This window comes from Affinirhizobium straminoryzae, from assembly GCF_007004135.1.
Taxonomy (GTDB): Bacteria; Pseudomonadota; Alphaproteobacteria; order Rhizobiales; family Rhizobiaceae; genus Neorhizobium; species Neorhizobium straminoryzae.
In genome coordinates this window covers 31,520-50,221 of record NZ_VJMG01000003.1, presented here as the reverse complement: position 1 = coordinate 50,221, position 18,702 = coordinate 31,520, and the positions used below count along the sequence as shown (strand labels likewise).

Annotated in this window: 18 protein-coding genes and 2 tRNA genes; 14 read left to right on the top strand and 6 right to left on the bottom strand. The window is 63.6% G+C overall.

Annotated features, from left to right (window positions below):
- Window positions 1-9 precede the first annotated feature (9 nt).
- The 4 genes from FNA46_RS00740 to FNA46_RS00725 form a co-directional block, all read right to left on the bottom strand.
- Window positions 10-2,319: a chemotaxis protein CheA gene (locus FNA46_RS00740; RefSeq protein WP_142880420.1), complete on the bottom strand. Its 2,310-nt coding sequence runs from the start codon at window positions 2,317-2,319 to the stop codon at window positions 10-12.
- 16 nt (window positions 2,320-2,335) lie between these two features.
- The gene (cheY1, locus tag FNA46_RS00735; RefSeq protein WP_062555331.1) at window positions 2,336-2,701 is read right to left on the bottom strand and encodes a chemotaxis response regulator CheY1; all 366 of its coding nucleotides are present in this window, start codon (window positions 2,699-2,701) and stop codon (window positions 2,336-2,338) included.
- The gene (locus FNA46_RS00730) at window positions 2,698-2,997 is read right to left on the bottom strand and encodes an STAS domain-containing protein (RefSeq protein WP_142880497.1); all 300 of its coding nucleotides are present in this window, start codon (window positions 2,995-2,997) and stop codon (window positions 2,698-2,700) included. Before FNA46_RS00730 ends, cheY1 begins: the two co-directional genes overlap by 4 nt.
- An 81-nt stretch (window positions 2,998-3,078) precedes the next feature.
- Window positions 3,079-4,695, bottom strand: a complete 1,617-nt coding sequence (locus FNA46_RS00725) for a globin-coupled sensor protein (protein WP_142880419.1) — start codon at window positions 4,693-4,695, stop codon at window positions 3,079-3,081.
- A gap of 1,044 nt (window positions 4,696-5,739) precedes the next feature.
- Between FNA46_RS00725 and mprF the strand changes: the two genes are divergently transcribed.
- The 4 genes from mprF (at window position 5,740) to FNA46_RS00705 (ending at window position 11,770) form a co-directional block, all read left to right on the top strand.
- A complete protein-coding gene (gene mprF / locus FNA46_RS00720) occupies window positions 5,740-8,289 on the top strand; it encodes a bifunctional lysylphosphatidylglycerol flippase/synthetase MprF (RefSeq protein WP_244617883.1) in 2,550 nt (849 codons plus the stop codon).
- Complete coding sequence (locus FNA46_RS00715; RefSeq protein WP_142880417.1) at window positions 8,286-9,656, top strand: virulence factor family protein; 1,371 nt, start codon at window positions 8,286-8,288, stop codon at window positions 9,654-9,656. The genes mprF and FNA46_RS00715 overlap by 4 nt, the downstream gene beginning before the upstream one ends.
- 180 nt (window positions 9,657-9,836) lie before the next feature.
- Complete coding sequence (locus tag FNA46_RS00710) at window positions 9,837-10,475, top strand: TerC family protein (protein WP_142880416.1); 639 nt, start codon at window positions 9,837-9,839, stop codon at window positions 10,473-10,475.
- A gap of 68 nt (window positions 10,476-10,543) precedes the next feature.
- Complete coding sequence (locus tag FNA46_RS00705) at window positions 10,544-11,770, top strand: TIGR03862 family flavoprotein (protein ID WP_142880415.1); 1,227 nt, start codon at window positions 10,544-10,546, stop codon at window positions 11,768-11,770.
- Here the strand turns inward: FNA46_RS00705 and FNA46_RS00700 are convergent.
- Together FNA46_RS00700 and FNA46_RS00695 are read right to left on the bottom strand one after the other, a co-directional pair.
- A complete protein-coding gene (locus FNA46_RS00700) occupies window positions 11,763-12,263 on the bottom strand; it encodes a Pycsar system effector family protein (protein WP_142880414.1) in 501 nt (166 codons plus the stop codon). The genes FNA46_RS00705 and FNA46_RS00700 overlap by 8 nt on opposite strands.
- A gap of 171 nt (window positions 12,264-12,434) precedes the next feature.
- Window positions 12,435-12,509, bottom strand: a tRNA-Thr gene (locus FNA46_RS00695).
- 152 nt (window positions 12,510-12,661) lie between these two features.
- Here FNA46_RS00695 and FNA46_RS00690 point away from each other — a divergent pair.
- From FNA46_RS00690 to FNA46_RS00645, 10 genes are all read left to right on the top strand, one after another.
- Window positions 12,662-12,868 (top strand): hypothetical protein, encoded by a 207-nt coding sequence (locus FNA46_RS00690; RefSeq protein ID WP_142880413.1) that lies wholly within the window; start codon window positions 12,662-12,664, stop codon window positions 12,866-12,868.
- Between the two features lie 118 nt (window positions 12,869-12,986).
- The gene (gene murA, locus FNA46_RS00685) at window positions 12,987-14,279 is read left to right on the top strand and encodes a UDP-N-acetylglucosamine 1-carboxyvinyltransferase (RefSeq protein WP_142880412.1); all 1,293 of its coding nucleotides are present in this window, start codon (window positions 12,987-12,989) and stop codon (window positions 14,277-14,279) included.
- A 99-nt stretch (window positions 14,280-14,378) separates the two neighbouring features.
- Window positions 14,379-14,810, top strand: coding sequence for a DUF2948 family protein (locus FNA46_RS00680; RefSeq protein ID WP_142880496.1), 432 nt, complete (start codon window positions 14,379-14,381; stop codon window positions 14,808-14,810).
- 66 nt (window positions 14,811-14,876) lie between these two features.
- Entirely contained in the window at window positions 14,877-16,175 is a 1,299-nt protein-coding gene (hisD, locus tag FNA46_RS00675) for a histidinol dehydrogenase (protein WP_142880411.1), read from the top strand.
- 3 nt (window positions 16,176-16,178) lie between these two features.
- Window positions 16,179-16,652, top strand: a complete 474-nt coding sequence (locus FNA46_RS00670) for a UPF0262 family protein (protein WP_142880410.1) — start codon at window positions 16,179-16,181, stop codon at window positions 16,650-16,652.
- A gap of 59 nt (window positions 16,653-16,711) precedes the next feature.
- Entirely contained in the window at window positions 16,712-17,137 is a 426-nt protein-coding gene (locus FNA46_RS00665) for an arsenate-mycothiol transferase ArsC (RefSeq protein ID WP_142880495.1), read from the top strand.
- A 148-nt stretch (window positions 17,138-17,285) separates the two neighbouring features.
- Complete coding sequence (infA, locus tag FNA46_RS00660; protein WP_007759621.1) at window positions 17,286-17,504, top strand: translation initiation factor IF-1; 219 nt, start codon at window positions 17,286-17,288, stop codon at window positions 17,502-17,504.
- Window positions 17,505-17,546: 42 nt separating this feature from the next.
- On the top strand, window positions 17,547-18,167 hold the full coding sequence (locus tag FNA46_RS00655; protein WP_142880409.1) for a Maf-like protein: 621 nt from the start codon (window positions 17,547-17,549) through the stop codon (window positions 18,165-18,167).
- A 9-nt stretch (window positions 18,168-18,176) separates the two neighbouring features.
- A complete protein-coding gene (yacG, locus tag FNA46_RS00650; RefSeq protein ID WP_142880408.1) occupies window positions 18,177-18,389 on the top strand; it encodes a DNA gyrase inhibitor YacG in 213 nt (70 codons plus the stop codon).
- A 200-nt stretch (window positions 18,390-18,589) separates the two neighbouring features.
- Window positions 18,590-18,665, top strand: a tRNA-Phe gene (locus FNA46_RS00645).
- Window positions 18,666-18,702 lie beyond the last annotated feature (37 nt).

Here is an 18,702-nt window from a genome sequence, read left to right as displayed (position 1 = left end):
ATCCGTCAGTTAACCCGTTGCTGCCAAAGACATATCCGCCTTCATACCGCTGTCCTGCCGCAACGACTGGCCGCGCGAGGCGGCGACCACGGCATCAACGTCGAGGATGAGTGCGACGCGACCGTCACCAAGGATGGTGGCCGCGGCGATGCCCGGAACATGCGTGTAGTTGGCTTCAAGCGACTTGATCACCACCTGGCGCTGGCCCTGGATCGCGTCCACCATCAGCGCGCGCTGGCCGCCGCCTTCCGATTCCACCAGAAGTGCGACCCCCTCGACAGGGTTGGCCTGGATGGAACGGAAGTTGAGGATGCGCCCCACGTCGACGAGCGGGCAGAAGGAATTGCGGATCGAGATCAGCCGCTGGTTGGCGCCGAAGGAATGGATCGCAGACGCTTCCGGCTGCAGGGTCTCGACGATGGCGGTCAGCGGCACCACGAGCGTCTGGCCGGCGACCGTCACCACCATGCCGTCGAGAACGGCGAGCGTCAGCGGCAGGCTCATGGTGAAGGTCGAGCCATTGCCCGGCCGCGAGCTGATCGAGATGCGGCCGCCGAGTGCCTGGATGGAACGCTTGACGACGTCCATGCCGACGCCGCGGCCGGAAATGTCGGAAATCTTGTCGGCGGTCGAGAAGCCCGGCATGAAGATGAGGTTGTCGATTTCCTCGTCCGTCAGGTTGGAATCGGCCGGGATCAGATCCTTGTCGATCGCCTTCTGCTTGACCTTCTCGCGGTTGATGCCGGCGCCGTCGTCGGACAGTTCGATGACGATGCGGCCGGAGCGATGCTTGGCGGTGAGCTTGACCGTGCCTTCCGGATTCTTGCCGGCGGCCTCGCGGCGTTCCGGACTCTCGATGCCGTGGTCAACGGCATTGCGGATCATGTGGGTCAGCGGTTCGGCCAGCTTGTCGATGACCGTCTTGTCGACTTCTGTGTTTTCACCTTCGGTGACGAGGCGGATCGACTTGCCCACCATGTCGGCCACTTCGCGCACGATGCGCGACATGCGCTGGAAGACCGGCTTCACCGGCTGGGCGCGGATCGCCATCACCGAATCCTGGATCTCGCGGGTGAGCTGCTGCAGCTCTTCGAGACCCATGTTGATGGAGGAGGTGCCGGTCGTATCGTTCTCGATGACGCTCTGCGACAGCATGGCCTGGTTGATGACAAGCTCGCCGACGAGGTTGATCAGCCGGTCGACGCGATCAAGATCGACGCGGATCGTCTGGCCGGCGCTATTGGCGGCATTGGCCGCATTGGCGGCGTTGGCAGCAGCGGCGGCGGCCGCAGCGGCAGCCTGGCTTTCCTTCTTTTCAACGCGGGCAGCGGCAGCGGCCATCTTGGTCACGTTGGTGGCCGTCTCGGCGGCGGCAACGGCCTGGGCTGCGGCTTCGGCGGCACCACCATCATCACCATCCGCGTCGGAGGTGCCGTCATCGAGGATCGACAGGTCGAAGGGAACCGGAACCATCGGCAGTTCTTCGGCAGAGCTATCGGCGACCTTGACGTCGAGATCGCAATCCCATTCGGCAAATTCGAAGACGGTGCGGATATCCTGCTCGCTCTTGGCCGTCTTCACCTGGATCGTCCAGCTGAAATAGGCGCCCTCCGGGTCCATCTTGTCGAAGGCCGGCAGCTGGTCCATGTCGCAGTTGATGCTCATCTCGCCGACGCGGGAGAGATCGCGCAGCAAAAGGGCGGCCTCGTTGCCCTTGGCATAGAGATCGCGGCGGGGCTTGAAGGAGACCTCGAAAACGGAGAGATCCTCGGCCGGCTCGTCGGCACCGAAACCATCGAACGTGAAGGGGATCGGCTGGAAACCGCTCTCGTCCGTGGGGGCCGGGGCGGGCGCGGCAGCCGGTACCGGGGCGGGCGCGGCGGCCTTGGCGGGAGCAGGCTTCGGCGCTTCGGCGGCACCACCGCCGGTCGGCATCTCGCCGCGGGCCAGAGCCTCGAGCTCCTTCAGCAGGCCGCGGGTGCGCGATTCCTCCACACTGCCGCCGTCGCGGGAGGCGCTCACCAGGTCGGCCAGAACGTCGGCCGACCTCAGCATCACTTTCAGGACGTCCTGCGTGGGTTCCAGCTTGTTTGAGCGGACGCAATCCAGCGTCGTTTCGAACACGTGGGCGAACGAGACCAGGTCATCAAGCCCGAATGCGCCGGCACCGCCCTTGATCGAATGGACGGCACGGAAGACGGCATTCACCGTTTCCGGGTCACGGTCGCCGTCATTGAGCTTGAGAAGACCAGATTCCAGTTCGGCGAGCTGCTCCTCGCACTCCTGGAAGAAGATCTCTTTGATTTCGTTCATATCCATCGCAGGAATTCCCGGTTCAGGCGGTTACACGCTCGATCGCATCAATCAATTTTGCGGGGTCGAAGGGCTTGACGATCCAGCCGGTTGCGCCGGCCTGGCGCGCACGGTTCTTCTTTTCCGCATCGCTTTCCGTGGTGAGCACGAGGATCGGGACCGCACGATAACGCTCGTTGCGGCGCACGCCCTCGATGAAGCCGAAGCCGTCAAGGCGCGGCATGTTGATGTCAGTCACGATGACATCGGGGTTGCATTCTTCCAGAACCTCGAGGCCCTCGACGCCGTCTTCGGCCTGGATGGTCTCGAAGCCGGCATTGTTCAAGGTGACCAGAAGCATGTTCCGGATCGTCCTTGAATCGTCGACGGTAAGTACTTTCTTTTTCACTGCTGAATCTCCTTAGCGAGCAGATGATCTATATTGATGCCGATAAGCTGCATGGTCTTGCGGAAGGCGTCCGAGACAGTCTCGAAGACGAATTTTTTCTTGTCCTCCTCCCAGGCGTTGGCTGCCGCCATCAGCACCTGCACGCACTGGACACCGACGCGGTCGACGCCCGACGCGTCGATCGACAGATCCTTGCCCCGCATGCTGCTCAACTGGCCGTGCAACACGGAAGCCTCGTTGAGATCCAGGACTGAGACCAGCTTGAGGCTTCCCGTCACTGCTTTCCCGCTCGCCATCGCTTCATTCCTCATCGTTGTCGCCACAGCTGCCGGATCGTCCCGCAGCTGGTATTCTCATGCCGGTCGAAAACCCGGGGGTCAGCGACCGAACCCCGCAAGCTGCGGGGCCATGAACAGTCCGCCCGGCGGCTGCAGGCCTCCGGTATCCGCAGCCTCGGCACCCAAGGCCTCGCCCGGATCGCGGGCCTTCGGCTGCCAGACGCGCTGGCCGCTTTCGCTTTCCCGCGCAATGCGGAATTCCCGCACGGTGCGGCCGAGTTCTATGATGACGGTGCTGAGCGTATCGCTGCCCTCGGCGGCGCGTTGAGCCACCGCAGCACCTGCCGCAAGCCGGCCATCCAGCGCCTTCACCTCGCCCGCCACCCGCTGCAGGCTGAGGGCCTGGTCATCGGTCGCCCGGGCAATGCCGGCAATCGCCGCATTGATGCCCGCGACCTGGTTGACGATGCCGCCAATGGCATCCTGGGTGCGATGAACCATCTTCACGCCTGCATCGACCTGCGCCTTGGTGCCGGTCACAAGCTGCTTGATTTCACGTGCCGCTTCGGCGGAGCGCTGGGCAAGCGCCCGCACCTCCTGCGCGACGACGGCAAAGCCCCGCCCGGAATCGCCGGCGCGGGCGGCCTCGATTCCGGCATTCAGTGCCAGGAGATTGGTCTGGAAGGCGATCTCGTCGATAACCCCGATGATCTGCCCGATCTTTTCCGCCGACTGCTCGATGTCCGACATCGCGGAAATTGCGAGGCCGACGACCTCGCCGCTTTCCTCCGCCGACCGACGGGTTTCGAGGGCCGCCTGTTCTGCCCTGGCGCTGTCGTTGGCGCTCTCGCGCAGCCGCTCGGCAAGGGCTGCAACCTCGGCTGCCGCAGCCGCCAGATCCTCGGCATCATGACGCATCATGGCCGCAGCCTCGCGGGCATCCGCGGCCACCTGCCCAGACAGGGCCTCGGCATTCAGGACACGCTCGGAGGCGGTTGCCATGGCGGCCGTCAGCGCGTCGAGCGCCTGGTTGAGAAGTGCGGAAAGCTCGGCATAGACATCCGGCCGATCGTCGGGAATGCGGGCCGTCAGGTCGCGTGCAGCAAGTGCCGCCACCACCGGTCCGAACAGATCGTTCGCCTCGGCCTGATCCTGCTCGCGCTGGGCAGAAAGGCTCCTCTGGTGCTTCTGTCTGATGTCGCTGATGCGCAGCGACACCGCGATCTCAACGTCGACCAGCACCAGCCGGATCACGGCGCGCACCGCATCGGCAATCTCGCGTTCGCGCTTGCGGCCCGCCGGCAACAGCGATTTCGACGCCAGCTGGTCGAACAGACAGGACACCAGATTTTCCAGCATCACAGCATGGCCGGCGATGTGCCAGCGCGGATCAAGGCCCATCCGGCCTTCCGCGTCGGAAAGAACCTTCACCCGCTCGGCATAGAGCGCATCGAAGCGGGCGTCCGTCAGCACGCTCCAGTGCGAGGCCTGCAGATCATGCAGCCGCTCCAGCTGGTTGTCGCTGTCGAAATGGCGCATGGCCTCGGCGGAGGATTGCAGGCGGTGGAAGAAATCACGCAATCCGTCCTTCAGGCAGGTCTCGAGCGCGGGTCGGAAGCGACGCAGAAGCTCGCACGCCTCCGCGTCCAGCCCTGCGAATGCAAGCCGGTCCCTCAGGCTGCCCGCCTGGGCCTTTCGTGCTTGATCCGATGGCATGTCCTGAGCCAATGCCCGTCCCCAATTCCTGCCGCTGCCCGCAGGCAGCATGAAACCCCTCTTTGGCAGCCGCAGGCCTTGCGCCGTCAGCTGCCCATGCCAAAGCCCTCAATGAACCGCCGGCCTTCTGGAGCCGTGCATCTTCATCCCGAGGCAGCCAGGAGACCGTGCAAGGCCGGATCGCGGGCATGACGAGCCCGCAACAGGGACGCATGCAGCGCTCCGGGCCGAAGCCGGAAGCCATCCTGGAGAAAAAATGGAAAGTGATACCGGATCGAAACCGGTACGGCGGGGCGGCGTCATGCCTGAAAGGGAGATGTCGGGATCGTCCCATTTCGCCGTGTCAGAGTATTTGTATGGTTAATTCCTTGCCTGAAGGTTAATGGCGCCCCCGGCACGGACGATTTCATGCGACAGGTTTTCCCGGACGTCGCCCCAAGTCAAGACGCAAGCTCCGGACAAGTCCAGACATAGAATATCCGGGTTACTGAAACATGATGTCTTCGGAGTTGCGCCATGATTGTTCTCCATTTGAGCGCCCTGCTGATCGCGGCGATGATTTTCTTCACCATGGTGATGGTCGCCAGAATCGATCCACATCGCCGGGCCGTCGCAACCCGCGTTCTCTGATGCACAGCCTGCGGATCAGCCCGGACCGGCACTTGCGATCCCGCTGAGGTAACGCCGCAGATCAGGTTGCCTGAAAATGGTCATGACCGACCTGTAGAGATCGCCACAGAAACGTGATTCTGTTTCGCATTGATGCAACCACGGACAGGCAGAGCGGTCTGATCACGAAGATGTTCCTTGCACCTGCCGCCGGATGACCGCTTGATCGTGAGGAAAGCACCTTCTGCTTGAAGATCGGCCGCATTTTTGTCGAAGTCCGCGTCAGAGGACTAGCGCGCCGGTGCATCCACGAATAACCGTCATGCATCAGAGCTAGAAACTAGCCATCACCGCAGGTTATCGAGGAAGCGCCCGGAAGCCATGACCGAACCGGAAGAGATCGTTATTCCCAGCGAACCGCCGCGCCATGTCGTCATGGTGCTGCTGGCACGGTTCCGTACCTATCTGACCTCGCTTGCCATGCTGCTGGTCGCCGTCATGATGGCGGTGGCCGTCTACCGGCTGACGAGCGAAGTGCGGTACGATGACGTCGTGAACGCCCTGAAGGACACGAGCTGGCAGGCCATCGGCCTTGCCATCTTCTTCACGGCGTTGAGTTTCGCCTCGCTGATCTACTACGACCTGAACGCGCTCGACTACATCGGCCGCCGCCTGCCGGTCGCACCGGTGGCCGTGACGGCCTTCAGCGCCTATGCGATCGGCAACACCGCCGGCTTCGGTGCCCTCAGCGGCGGCGCGATCCGTTTTCGGGCCTACAGCCGGCTCGGCCTCTCCCCGGAAGACATCGCCCGCGTCATCGCCTTCGTCACCTTTGCCTTCGGCCTTGGTCTTCTTGCCGTCAGCGCCATCGCGGCTCTGATGACGGCGCCGCGGCTTGCCACGATCACCGGCATGGATCCGGAATGGCTGCGCGCCGGCGCGACTGCAGTGCTGATCGCGCTTGCGCTGCTGCTCTTCCTTGGCCGCAACGGGCGCCGGGTGGAGATCGTCGGCATTCGTCTGCGCCTTCCCGATACGCTGACCTCGTCGCGCCAGTTCCTGATCACCGCCTTCGACATCGCCGTTTCCGCAACCGTGCTCTACGTGCTGCTGCCGCCGACCAATGTCGGCTGGCCCTCGTTCTTCGCGATCTATGCCGCGGCCATCGGGCTTGGCGTCCTTTCGCATGTACCAGCCGGCCTTGGCGTGTTCGAGGCGGTCATTCTCGGCGCGCTCGGCGGGCAGGTCAGCGTCGACCAGCTGCTCGGCAGTGTCGTGCTCTATCGCATGATCTACCATGTGCTGCCGCTGACGATCGCCATCATCAGTATCGTCTTCTCCGAAGCGCGTGCCATGGCCAAGCATCCGCTGGCCCGCGAAATGGCAACCGTGGCCGGCCGCGTCTCGCCGCCGCTGCTCTCGGCCTTCGCGTTGATCCTCGGTACCATGCTGATCCTGTCGAGCGTCACGCCGACGCCGGACGGCGATCTGGACATCATCTCGAAATTCCTGCCTCTGCCGGTGATCGAGGCCGCCCACTTCTTCTCCAGTCTTCTCGGCATGGCGCTGGTCATTTCCTCGCGCGGTCTGGCGCAGCGGCTGGACGGCGCCTGGTGGGTGGCACTCGTTTCGGCCAGCTGTGCCTTTGTCTTTTCCTTCATGCGTGCGCTGGCACTCGGCGAGGCGACCTTCCTCGGTCTCTTCGTCATCGCACTCGCCGCCAATGGCCGCCGCTTCCGGCGTCCTGCCTCGCTGCTCAACCAGGTGCTGAGCCTGCCGTGGATCATGGCGATCCTGGTGATCCTCGCCGGTGCCGCCACCATTCTCTTCCTCGTCTATCGCGACGTCGACTACAGCCAGGATCTCTGGTGGCAGTTCGAATTCTTCAACGAGGCGCCGCGAAGCCTGCGTGCGCTGCTCGGTATCACCCTGTTCTCGATCGCCGCCGTCACCTTCAGCCTGCTGCGCCCGGCCTTCCACCATCCGGAACCGCTGGCACAGGAGGATCTGGACAAGGCGGTTGCCATTCTGAACGCCAGCGACAATGCCGATGCGAACCTCGTGCGCATGGGCGACAAGCGGGTGATGTTCTCCGACAGCGGCAGAAGCTTCATGATGTTCGCCATCCAGGGTCGCTCCTGGATTGCGCTCGGCGACCCGATCGGCGATCCCTCGGAGCGGGCGGAAATGATCTGGCGCTTCGTGGAAAATTCGCGCGGCGCCGGTGGCCGTGCGGTACTCTACCAGGTCTCGCCGGCCCTTCTTTCCTTCTGTGCCGATGCCGGATTACGCGCCTTCAAGCTGGGCGAGATGGCCATTGTCGATCTCGTGCATTTCGACCTGAAGGGCGGACGCCTCGCCGGCCTGCGCCAGGCCCTCAACAAGGGGCGCCGCGACGGGCTGGACTTCGAGATCATCGAACAGGCGGATGTCGCCGCCGCGCTGCCCGAGCTGAAACGGGTTTCGGACAGCTGGCTTGCGCATCACAACACTCGCGAAAAGGGCTTTTCGCTCGGCGTTTTCGAGGAGAGCTACGTGTCGTCGCTCCCCGTCGCCGTGCTGCGCAAGGAGGGCGAGATCGTCGCCTTCGCGACCATCTTCAAGACCGACACGCTGAAGGAAGGCAGCGTCGATCTGATGCGCTTTGCACCGGATGCGCCGCGCGGCGCGATGGATTTCCTGTTCGTCAGCCTGCTGGAATACCTGAAAAATGCCGGATATAGCACGTTCAATCTCGGAATGGCGCCGCTATCGGGCATGTCGAAGCGAGAAGTGGCGCCGGTCTGGGATCGGATCGGAGGCACCTTGTTCGAACACGGCGAGCGTTTTTACAACTTTAAGGGCCTGCGGGCCTTCAAATCAAAATTCCACCCGCACTGGCAGCCGCGCTACATGGCGGTGTCGGGCGGCACGGGCGTCGTTTTGGCGCTGATGGATGTCACGCTGCTGATTAGCGGCGGCGTGCGCGGAGTAGTCGGGAAATGAAGCAATACATCTTCGGCCTTTGTGCGATGGCGTTTACCGCCGTCGCATCGCTGGCACAGGCGCAGACCGCGCCGCAGCAGCAGGGCTTTGACACGGGCATGATCCCCTCGCCGCACATCATCAAGCCAAAGGGCGCGATGAAGGCGAACATCTTCCTCCTGTCCGACGGCGACGGATGGAACGCGCTGGAGGAAAAGCAGGCGCAGGCACTGGCGGCCAAGGGCGCGCTGGTGATCGGCATCGACCTGCCGAGCTACCTCGCCTCCCTCGGCAAGGACAGCGACGACTGCATCTACATGATTTCCGACGTGGAATCGCTTGCCCAGCAGGTCCAGCGCTCGCTGAACAGCGGCAGCTACCGCTCGCCGATCATTGCCGGCATCGGCGCCGGTGGTGCCGTGGTTCTCGGCATGGCGGCACAGACACCGCCGGCCACGATCGGCCAGGCGATCGCCGTCGATCCGGAAGCCGCGATCAAACTGCCGAAGGTGCTCTGCACGCCGGCCGACAAGCGCACCGAAGGCGATGCCACGGTCTACGGCCTGAGCGACGGCGACCTGCCGATGCCGATCAGCATCTTCCTGTCCAAGGCCGCTGATCCGGCCGGGCGCGATCACGCCAAGGAATTGCAGCAGACGCATGACGACATCGACATCGAGGGCACCGATGCGGCGGCCACCGATGCGCTGATGCAGGCGCTGTCCGACGCCATCGATGCCGCCAATACCGATGACGAACCGCTTGGCCTGCCACTCACCATCCTGGATGCCAAGCCGAAATACGATACGATGGCGATCATCTATTCCGGCGATGGCGGCTGGCGCGACATCGACAGCGATGTCGGCGCGGCCCTGCAGGAGGATGGCGTGCCGGTGGTCGGCGTCGATGCGCTGCGCTATTTCTGGTCGCAGAAGACGGCGGAAGAGACCGCTGCCGATCTCAGCCGCATCATCCGCGCCTATCGCAAGCAGTGGAACGTCTCGCGCGTGCTTTTGATCGGCTATTCCTTCGGCGCCGACGTGCTGCCTTCCACCTTCAACAAGCTGCCGGATACGGACAAGAGCAAGGTTGTGATGCTGAGCCTCCTCGGCCTCTCCCATCAGTCGAATTTCGAGATTTCCGTCTCCGGCTGGCTGGGCGGCAAGGGCACCGGAACCGGGGGCGACCCGACGGATCACCTGAAGAGCATCAATCCGAAGCTCGTCCAGTGCGTCTACGGCACCGATGACGATGGCGATGCCTGCAAGGGACTGGCCGATCGCGGTATCGAGACGCTCGGCATCGAAGGTGGCCACCATTTCGACGAGGATTACGAGAAGCTGGCGCAGATCATCCTGACCGCCCTGAAGAACCGGCTCGGCAAGTAACCGCCGCCGCAACGGCAGAAAACACGAAGGGCGCGGCCATGGGTTGCGCCCTTCTGCATATCTGCATCCTGTAATTTCCACTTGCCAAGCTCCCCGAAATATTCTGTAGCCATCACAGAGAGTTGAGACTGCCGGCACAGGCGGTATGATCGCTGCCGGCCAATGGGGATTGATTTCATCATGGAAATTCTGACCGCCGCAGGCCTCGCGGCGCTTTTTCAGGTCATTGCCATCGACCTTGTTCTCGCTGGCGACAATGCCATCGTGATCGGCCTTGCCGCTGCCGGCCTTCCGGTCCACCAGCGGCGCCAGGCGATCCTGGTCGGCATCATTGCCGCAACCGTGCTGCGCATCGCCTTTGCCACCGTCACGGCCTATCTGCTCGGCATCGTCGGCCTTCAGCTGCTGGGCGGCGTGCTGCTGGCCTGGGTCTGCTGGAAGATGTGGGTGGAACTGCGCGCCCAGGATGCCGAGGCCGCCGCAGCGGACGCGCTCGGCGAAGCCGACCCGCATGCGACGAAGGCCAACAAGACCTTCCTGCAGGCCGCGACGCAGATCGTGGTCGCCGACGTGTCCATGTCACTCGACAACGTTCTGGCCGTGGCCGGCGCAGCGCAGGACCACACCACCGTTCTCATCATCGGTCTCGTCATCTCGATCGCGCTGATGGGCCTTGCCGCCAATCTGGTGGCGCGCCTGCTGCACCGCTATCGCTGGATCGCCTATGTCGGCCTCGCCGTCATCGTCTACGTGACTGTCAACATGGTGTATCACGGCACGGTCGAGGTGCTTCCCTACCTGACGCCGCTCTTCGGCTGAGCTAAGAGAGGATCGGCACGGTTCGGGGGAACCGGCGCCGGTCCGTCTTCAACAGGCCAAAGCACAGCATGACGCAGTCAGACATCACCATCGTCGGAGGCGGGCCGGCCGGCCTGATGGCGGCCGAGGTTCTCGCAGCCGCCGGCCATCGCGTCAGTGTCTTTGAGGCCATGCCCACCTTCGGGCGGAAATTTCTGCTGGCCGGCAAGTCCGGCCTCAACCTGACCCATTCCGAGGATTATGTCCGGTTCCGGACGCGGTTCGGCGTGGCAAACGATCGTCTTGCCGCCGCCCTTGATGCCTTCCGCCCGGACGACCTGCGCGCCTGGGCCAGCGGGCTCGGCACGCAAACCTTCGTCGGTTCGTCGGGACGGGTCTTTCCAACCGTGATGAAAGCCTCGCCGCTGCTGCGCGCCTGGCTGAAGCGCCTTGCCGAGATGGGCGTAGCGCTTCTGCCCCGCCATCGCCTGCTGAGGCTCGTACCCGGTGGCTGCGTGTTCGAGACGCCGGACGGCGAGCGCGAGATCCACTCCAGGGCAACGCTGCTGGCGCTCGGCGGCGCAAGCTGGCCCCGCCTCGGGTCCAACGCCGCCTGGGCGGCCGGGCTTCGCGATCTCGGCATCGCGATTGCCGATTTCCAGCCGGCCAATTGCGGCTTCGACGTGGACTGGAGTGAAAATTTCCGCACCCGCTTTGCCGGCGAGCCCGTGAAGTCCGTCTGCCTCACTTCCTCTGCCGGCACCACACAGGGTGAATTCGTCATCAGCCGGCATGGCGTCGAGGGCAGCCTGATCTATGCCCATGCCGCTGCCCTGCGCGACCGTCTGGCCACAGAGGGCGCAGCGAGCCTGCAACTGGATCTTGCGCCCGGACGCAGCCTGGAAAAGATTTCGGCTGCCCTTGCACGCCTGCCGGCGCGCACCAGCCTGTCGAACCGGCTGCGCAAGGCGGCGGGCCTCGACAGTGTCAAGGCAGCGCTCGTCAGGGAATGTGTGCCGTCCATCGCCGATGCGGATCCAGCCACGCAGGCGATGACGATCAAGGCGCTCACCGTGCCGCTGCGGCGGCCACGCCCGATCGAGGAAGCGATTTCGTCGGCCGGCGGCGTGCGCTGGGAGGAGATCGACCACCACTACATGCTGAGTACTCGCCCCGGCACCTTCGTCGCCGGCGAGATGATCGACTGGGAAGCGCCGACCGGCGGCTATCTGCTGACGGCCTGCCTTGCAACGGGGCGCGCCGCAGCGCAAGGCATCGACGCATGGGTCGGCGGCCGTGGTAGCTCGCCTACATGAACATCAGGATCAGGTGGACGATCGCAACCAGCGTGATGCCCGCCACCGCCGTATACGAACCATAGTAAAGGCACTGGTATTTCTGCGCGCAGATCTTGCTCATGTGATACTGCGCCTTCAGCCTTTCGCGGAAAATGTCCGTGTCGGAACAACCTTCCACCGCCGCGATGAAATCCTCCGGGCTCGCATAGTTCGCGACATTGCTGAAATAGATGATCCCCTTGGCTTTTGCCGTGCGCGACCGAGGCCGGATGGCATTGAAGGCAAAGAAGCAGGAGATCAAAAGCAGCGCGAGCGGCACCAGGATCAGTGCGGCGCCCCAAGAAAAAGGCCCGCCCTGCAGAAAGCCCGCATAACGGTCGTTGGAAACGATCCACAGCGAGATCGTCGAGGATGCGGCAAACAGCCAGGAAGATTTCGTATCGGCCTGCTGGATATACTGCCTGAGATAGGCATCGTGATAGGCCGCGAAGTTCTTCTTGCTTTCTTCCATCGAGTGAACCCGAACACCACGCATAACGAACCATGACAGACGGGTTTGAGCAAACCTGCCTGTCGAGACTGACTGACGGAACCATCACGCCAGATCGCGGACACAGTCAAGTATAGCGCGTGCAGGATCTGCCTGCTGTCTCTTCTTCTTCCGGGTGATATTCTGAAAAACTGGTGCTGCCGAGTGGGATTGAACCACCGACCTCTCCCTTACCAAGGGAGTGCTCTACCACTGAGCTACGGCAGCAGTTGTGCGTCAGAGCGTGTCTGCGCTGCGGTGAGCGGGCTATTGCCATAGCTGATCCGGGAGCGCAAGCCGCAAATTTCACTTCTTTGCGGAAAGCGGTGAATTCCGTCGCCCTCTTTGGCTTTTGATCGCTTTTCCGCTATGGAGGACACATGAGCGCTACGGACGAATCAAACCCGCAAAATCAGGATCAACGGCGGCACCAGCCTACCGAAACGGAGCTTCGCACGGCGCGTGCGGCGCAGAAGCTGCGCGAGAACCTGATGCGGCGCAAGCAACAGGCCCGCGCAAGACGTTCCGGCCAGGCTGACCTGACGGAGGGCCTGCCGGCTGCCAGGGCGGACGAATCATCCACATGACGCCGGAGCCCGGATTGGCTGACCGGGGCATCCGAATTGAAGCATACGGGGAATTCGGCTAAGGACCCCATCTTTCGCGCAGTTTCAGGAAGGGCGGGCGCCTGCCCGTTGCAATCACATGGATCGCATCAGAATTACCGGCGGCAACCCGCTGCATGGCATCATCCCGATTTCCGGCGCCAAGAATGCCGCGCTTCCCCTGATGATTGCCTCGCTGCTGACGAGCGATACGCTGACGCTGGAAAATGTGCCGCATCTCGCCGATGTCGAGGGTCTGATGCGCATCCTCGGCAATCACGGCGTGGATATTTCCGTCAATGGCCGGCGCGAACGCCAGGAAGAAGGCTATTCGCGCACCATCCATTTCACCTGCCGGACGATCGTCGATACGACCGCTCCCTATGAACTGGTCTCGAAGATGCGCGCCAGCTTCTGGGTCATCGGCCCGCTGCTGGCCCGTGAAGGCCGCGCCCGTGTGTCGCTGCCGGGCGGCTGCGCCATCGGCACCCGTCCGGTCGATCTGTTTCTTGAGGGGCTCGCCGCACTCGGCGCCGAGATCGAGATCGACGGCGGTTATGTCAACGCGACGGCGCCGAAGGGCGGCCTGATCGGCAACCGCTACCGCTTCCCGAAGGTCTCCGTCGGCGCCACCCACGTGATGATGATGGCGGCGACGCTGGCACGGGGCACGACGGTGATCGAGAATGCCGCCCGCGAGCCGGAAATCGTCGATCTCGCCAACTGCCTCAACGCCATGGGTGCAAAGATTTCCGGCGCCGGCAGCAAGACGATTACCGTCGAAGGTGTGACCACGCTGTCGGGCGCGCGCCACCGCGTGCTGCCGGACCGTATCGAAACCGGCACCTATGCCATGGCCGTTGCCATGACTGGCGGCGACGTCGTGCTGGAAGGCACCGATGCCGCCCTTCTCGACAATGCGCTCGACATCCTGCGCCAGACGGGCGCCGAGATCACCGCGACCGGGACGGGCCTGCGCATCGTGCGCAATGGCGGCGGTATTCATCCCGTCGATGTGGTGACCGAACCCTTCCCGGGCTTTCCGACCGACCTGCAGGCGCAATTCATGGCCCTGATGACGCGCGCCTCCGGCGTGTCGCACATCACCGAGACGATCTTCGAGAACCGCTTCATGCACGTGCAGGAACTGGCGCGTCTTGGCGCGCGGATTTCTCTGTCCGGCCAGATGGCGCGGGTGGAAGGCGTTTCCCGCCTGAAGGGCGCGCCCGTGATGGCGACCGACCTGCGCGCTTCCGTCTCGCTGGTGATCGCCGGCCTTGCGGCGGAAGGCGAGACCGTGGTCAACCGCGTCTACCATCTGGACCGCGGCTTCGAGCGGTTGGAAGAAAAGCTCGGTCGCTGTGGTGCTATCGTTCAGCGCGTCAGCGAATAAGGCTCTCCTGTTGCACCCGCGCCTGTGCCATCCTATCTCCAGGACCTGACGGAGAATGCCGCCGAGCCATGGCGGCCCGATGAGGACATGATGGATACGATGACGGATCTCAAGCTTTTGGCGCTGGACGAGGAAGACCTGAAGATCGTTTCCGCGCATATGCAGGACAGCGTCTTCAAGCCGCATGATATTGACTGGAGCCCGAAGCGCAGGCACTTCTCGCTGGTGGTCAACCGTTTCGTCTGGGAAGTGGCCGATCGCGGTGACAAGGGCTATGAACGGCGACGCGCCGCCCTCACCTTCAAGCGGGTGCAGGGCGTGCGGGCGCTGGGTGTCGATCGCCGGAGCAGGGACGATGTCCACGCGCTTCTCGCGATCCGCTTCACGAAGAACGGTGAAGGCCCGGATGGCGTGATCGAGCTGACGCTTTCGGGAGGCGCGGCGATCAGCCTCGATGTGGAATGTATCGAGGCGCAGCTGGCCGATACTGGTGGCGCCTGGGGAACCGGCAACCTGCCGAAGCATGACTGAGGTGCAAGGCATGCGGCCGCGCCGGGCGGGCGGCCGAGGTGTTTTGAGTACGAGGGGACGAGTAGAGTGGCAATCTGGCTTGAGCAGGCGTCGGCGGATTTCGAAACGCAGTTTTCCGCCTTCCTGACAACGAAGCGGGAAGTTTCCGAAGACGTCAACACGGTGGTGCGCTCCATCATCGAGGATGTGCGCGCCAGAGGCGATGCAGCGCTTCACGATTATTCCCTGCGCTTCGACAAGGTCGATCTCGCCGCCGTCGGCATGCAGGTGACCGAGGCGGAGATAGATCAGGCCTTCGCAGCCGTCGAACCCGGAGTGGTCGAGGCGCTGACGCTTGCCGCCGAGCGCATCGAGCGCCACCATGCCCGCCAGATGCCGAAGGACGACATTTACGAGGATGCGATCGGCGTCGGCCTCGGCTCGCGCTGGACGGCCGTGGAGGCCGTCGGGCTCTATGTCCCGGGCGGCACCGCCAGCTATCCGAGCTCCGTGCTGATGAATGCCGTGCCGGCCCGCGTGGCCGGCGTCGAGCGCCTCGTCATGGTCTGCCCGGCCTCCGGCGGCGCGATCAATCCGGCGGTTCTGGTGGCTGCCAGGATTGCCGGCGTCAGCGAGATCTACCGGATCGGCGGTGCACAGGCGGTAGCCGCACTCGCCTATGGCACGGAAACGATCAAGCCCGTCTACAAGATCGTCGGCCCCGGCAATGCCTATGTCGCCGCCGCCAAGCGGCAGGTGTTCGGCACCGTCGGCATCGACATGATCGCCGGCCCCTCGGAAGTGCTGGTCATCGCCGATGCGGAAAACGATCCGGACTGGCTGGCCGCCGATCTGCTGGCCCAGGCCGAGCATGATGCCGGCGCCCAATCGATCCTGATCACCACCGACCGGGCGCTTGGCGAAGCGGTGGAACAGGCCGTGGAGCGCCAGCTGAAGACGCTGTCGCGCGCCGAGACCGCCGCCGCCAGCTGGCGCGATTTCGGGGCCATCATTCTGGTCGAGAGCCTTGCGGCCTCGCTGCCGCTGGCCAACCGCATCGCCGCCGAACATCTGGAACTGGCGGTCGCCGATCCGGATGCGCTGCTGCCCGGCATCCGCAATGCCGGCGCCATCTTCATCGGCCGCCATACGCCGGAAGTGATCGGCGATTATGTCGGCGGTTCCAACCACGTGTTGCCGACCGCCCGTTCGGCGCGCTTCTCGTCCGGCCTTTCGGTGCTCGATTTCGTCAAGCGCACCTCGATCCTCAGGCTCGGACCGGACCAGTTGAACGCGCTCGGTCCCGCCGCGATCACGCTGGCCCATTCCGAAGGGCTCGACGCGCATGCGCGCTCGGTCTCCATCCGTCTGAACCGAGGGCGATGATTGATGGCCAAGGGCGACTTCCGGCTGTGCGACGTGGTGCTGGACGACAGCATCGGCCGTTCCACGCCGGATGTCGAACATGAGCGGGCCGTCGCGATCTTCGACCTGATCGAGGAGAACCGCTTCGAGCCCACGGGCCATGAGGGCGGCCCCTACCGGCTGAATATATCGCTGGTCGAACAGAAGCTCGTCTTCACCATCACCACCGAGGGCGGCGAGGCGGTTGCCACCCATATCCTCTCGCTCACCCCCTTCCGGCGGATCATCAAGGACTACTTCATGATCTGCGAGAGCTATTACGAGGCGATCCGCTCCTCGACACCCTCGCAGATCGAGGCGATCGACATGGGCCGCCGCGGCATTCACAATGAAGGCTCGGAAACGCTGCAGGAACGGCTGAAGGGCAAGATTGCCCTCGATTTCGACACCGCCCGGCGTCTGTTTACCCTTGTCTGCGTGCTCTATTGGCGGGGGTGAGCGTGGAGGAAGCGCCGGCCGCCGACGGACAGAACGCAAGGCCGGGCGCCATTCTCTTCATGTGCGGCATGAACGCCATTCGCTCGCCGATGGCGGAGGTCATTGCAAAACGCCTGCTGCCGCACGATATCTATGTCCAGTCGGCGGGCGTTCGTGCTGGCGATCACGATCCCTTCGTCGAGGTGGTGCTCTCCGAAATCGGTCTGACCATGCCGAAGAGGCACCAGCCGCGCACGCTCGATGAACTGGAAGACGACTATTTCGACGTGATCGTCACGCTCTCGCCGGAAGCCCATCACCAGGCGCTGGAACTCACCCGTTCCAGTGCGGTGGAGGTGATTTACTGGCCGACCCTCGATCCCTCGGTGGAAGGCGGCACCCGCGACCAGGTGCTCGAGGCCTATCGCAGCGTGCGCGACGAGTTGTGGCGACGGATCGAGGCGCGTTTCGCACGAACCGGCGTCCAGCAGGAACAGCGGATCTGACACTGCAAGACAAGCGTTGACGGCGCCGCCAGATTCGCGCAGATGCAAGGTTCACAAACGGGCGGGGAACGTGTAGTTTCCGCGCAATTTTCAAGCTGCGGCCGCTTTCCGGCCACATCCCTATCAACGACAGGAAGACAAGCTCTAGATGGCGAAAGAAGAAGTCCTCGAATTCCCGGGCATCGTAACGGAACTGCTGCCCAATGCAACATTCCGCGTGAAGCTCGAAAACGAACACGAGATCATTGCCCACACGGCCGGCCGCATGCGCAAGAACCGCATCCGCGTTCTGGCCGGCGACAAGGTTCTCGTCGAAATGACCCCCTACGACCTCACCAAGGGTCGCATCACCTACCGCTTCAAGTAAGCGGGCCTTCCGCATCCGGGCGCGCTGCCTGCAGGAAACCCCATGTCTCTGGATCAAAAGCTCATCCTGGCCTCCGGCTCGCCGCGTCGCCTCGACCTGCTCAACCAGGTGGGGATCAAGCCCGCGCGCCTGATGCCGATGGATATCGACGAGAGCCCGAAGAAATCGGAGCATCCCCGCTCGCTCGCACGACGCCTGTCCTCCGAAAAGGCCGAGGCTGCCCTTGCCGCCATTCAGGGCGACGCTGCCTGGCGCAGCAGCTATATCCTTTCGGCGGATACAGTGGTCGCCGTCGGACGGCGCATCCTCTCCAAAACGGAATACATGGACGAAGCGTCCGCCGCGCTGCATCTTCTCTCCGGTCGCGGCCACTGGGTCTATACCGGTGTGTGCCTCGTCACTCCCGGGGGCCAGTTCCGGCAGAAGGTGGTGGAAACCAAAGTCCGTTTCAAGCGGCTCTCCGAACGCGAGATCGCGGCCTATCTTGCGTCCGATCAATGGCGCGGCAAGGCCGGCGCCTACGCCATCCAGGGTATCGCGGCAAGCTTCGTGCAGAAACTGGTCGGCTCCTACACCAATGTGGTGGGCCTTCCGCTTTATGAAACGTCGCTTCTGCTCAATGGCGAGGGCTTCGAGGTCTCCCGCCAGTGGGCAGACGGCTGAGGACAGGCCATGGCATCCGACGACAGCACCCCGACCGGCGCCAAGGTGGCGCCGCTGCGCAAGACGCGCCCCTGCCCCGAATGCGGCAAGCCCTCCGTGCGCGATCACTACCCCTTCTGCTCGGATCGCTGCCGGACACTCGATCTGTCCCGGTGGCTGAATGGCGCCTATGCCATTCCTGTGGCCGAGGATGAAACCCGCGCCGAACCCGGCGACGACTAGGACGCAACACCGAAAACGCGCCGCACGGCGCGTTTTTCGTTTTCAGTTTCAAAGCCTTGGCAAGTTTTTCACAGAGCCGTCAAAAAAGTGCGTCAACGTGCTTGCCTTGGCCGAACAAGATGTTATAACCCCGCTCGCTCCCGGGGGAAACGCCCCGGCGGCTTCGAGAGAAGCCCGAAGGTCTCGCAAAAGACCAAGATGCCCGGATAGCTCAGTTGGTAGAGCAGCGGATTGAAAATCCGCGTGTCGGTGGTTCAAATCCGCCTCCGGGCACCATTATTTCTTCAGATTATCAGTTGCGATCCAATTGCTG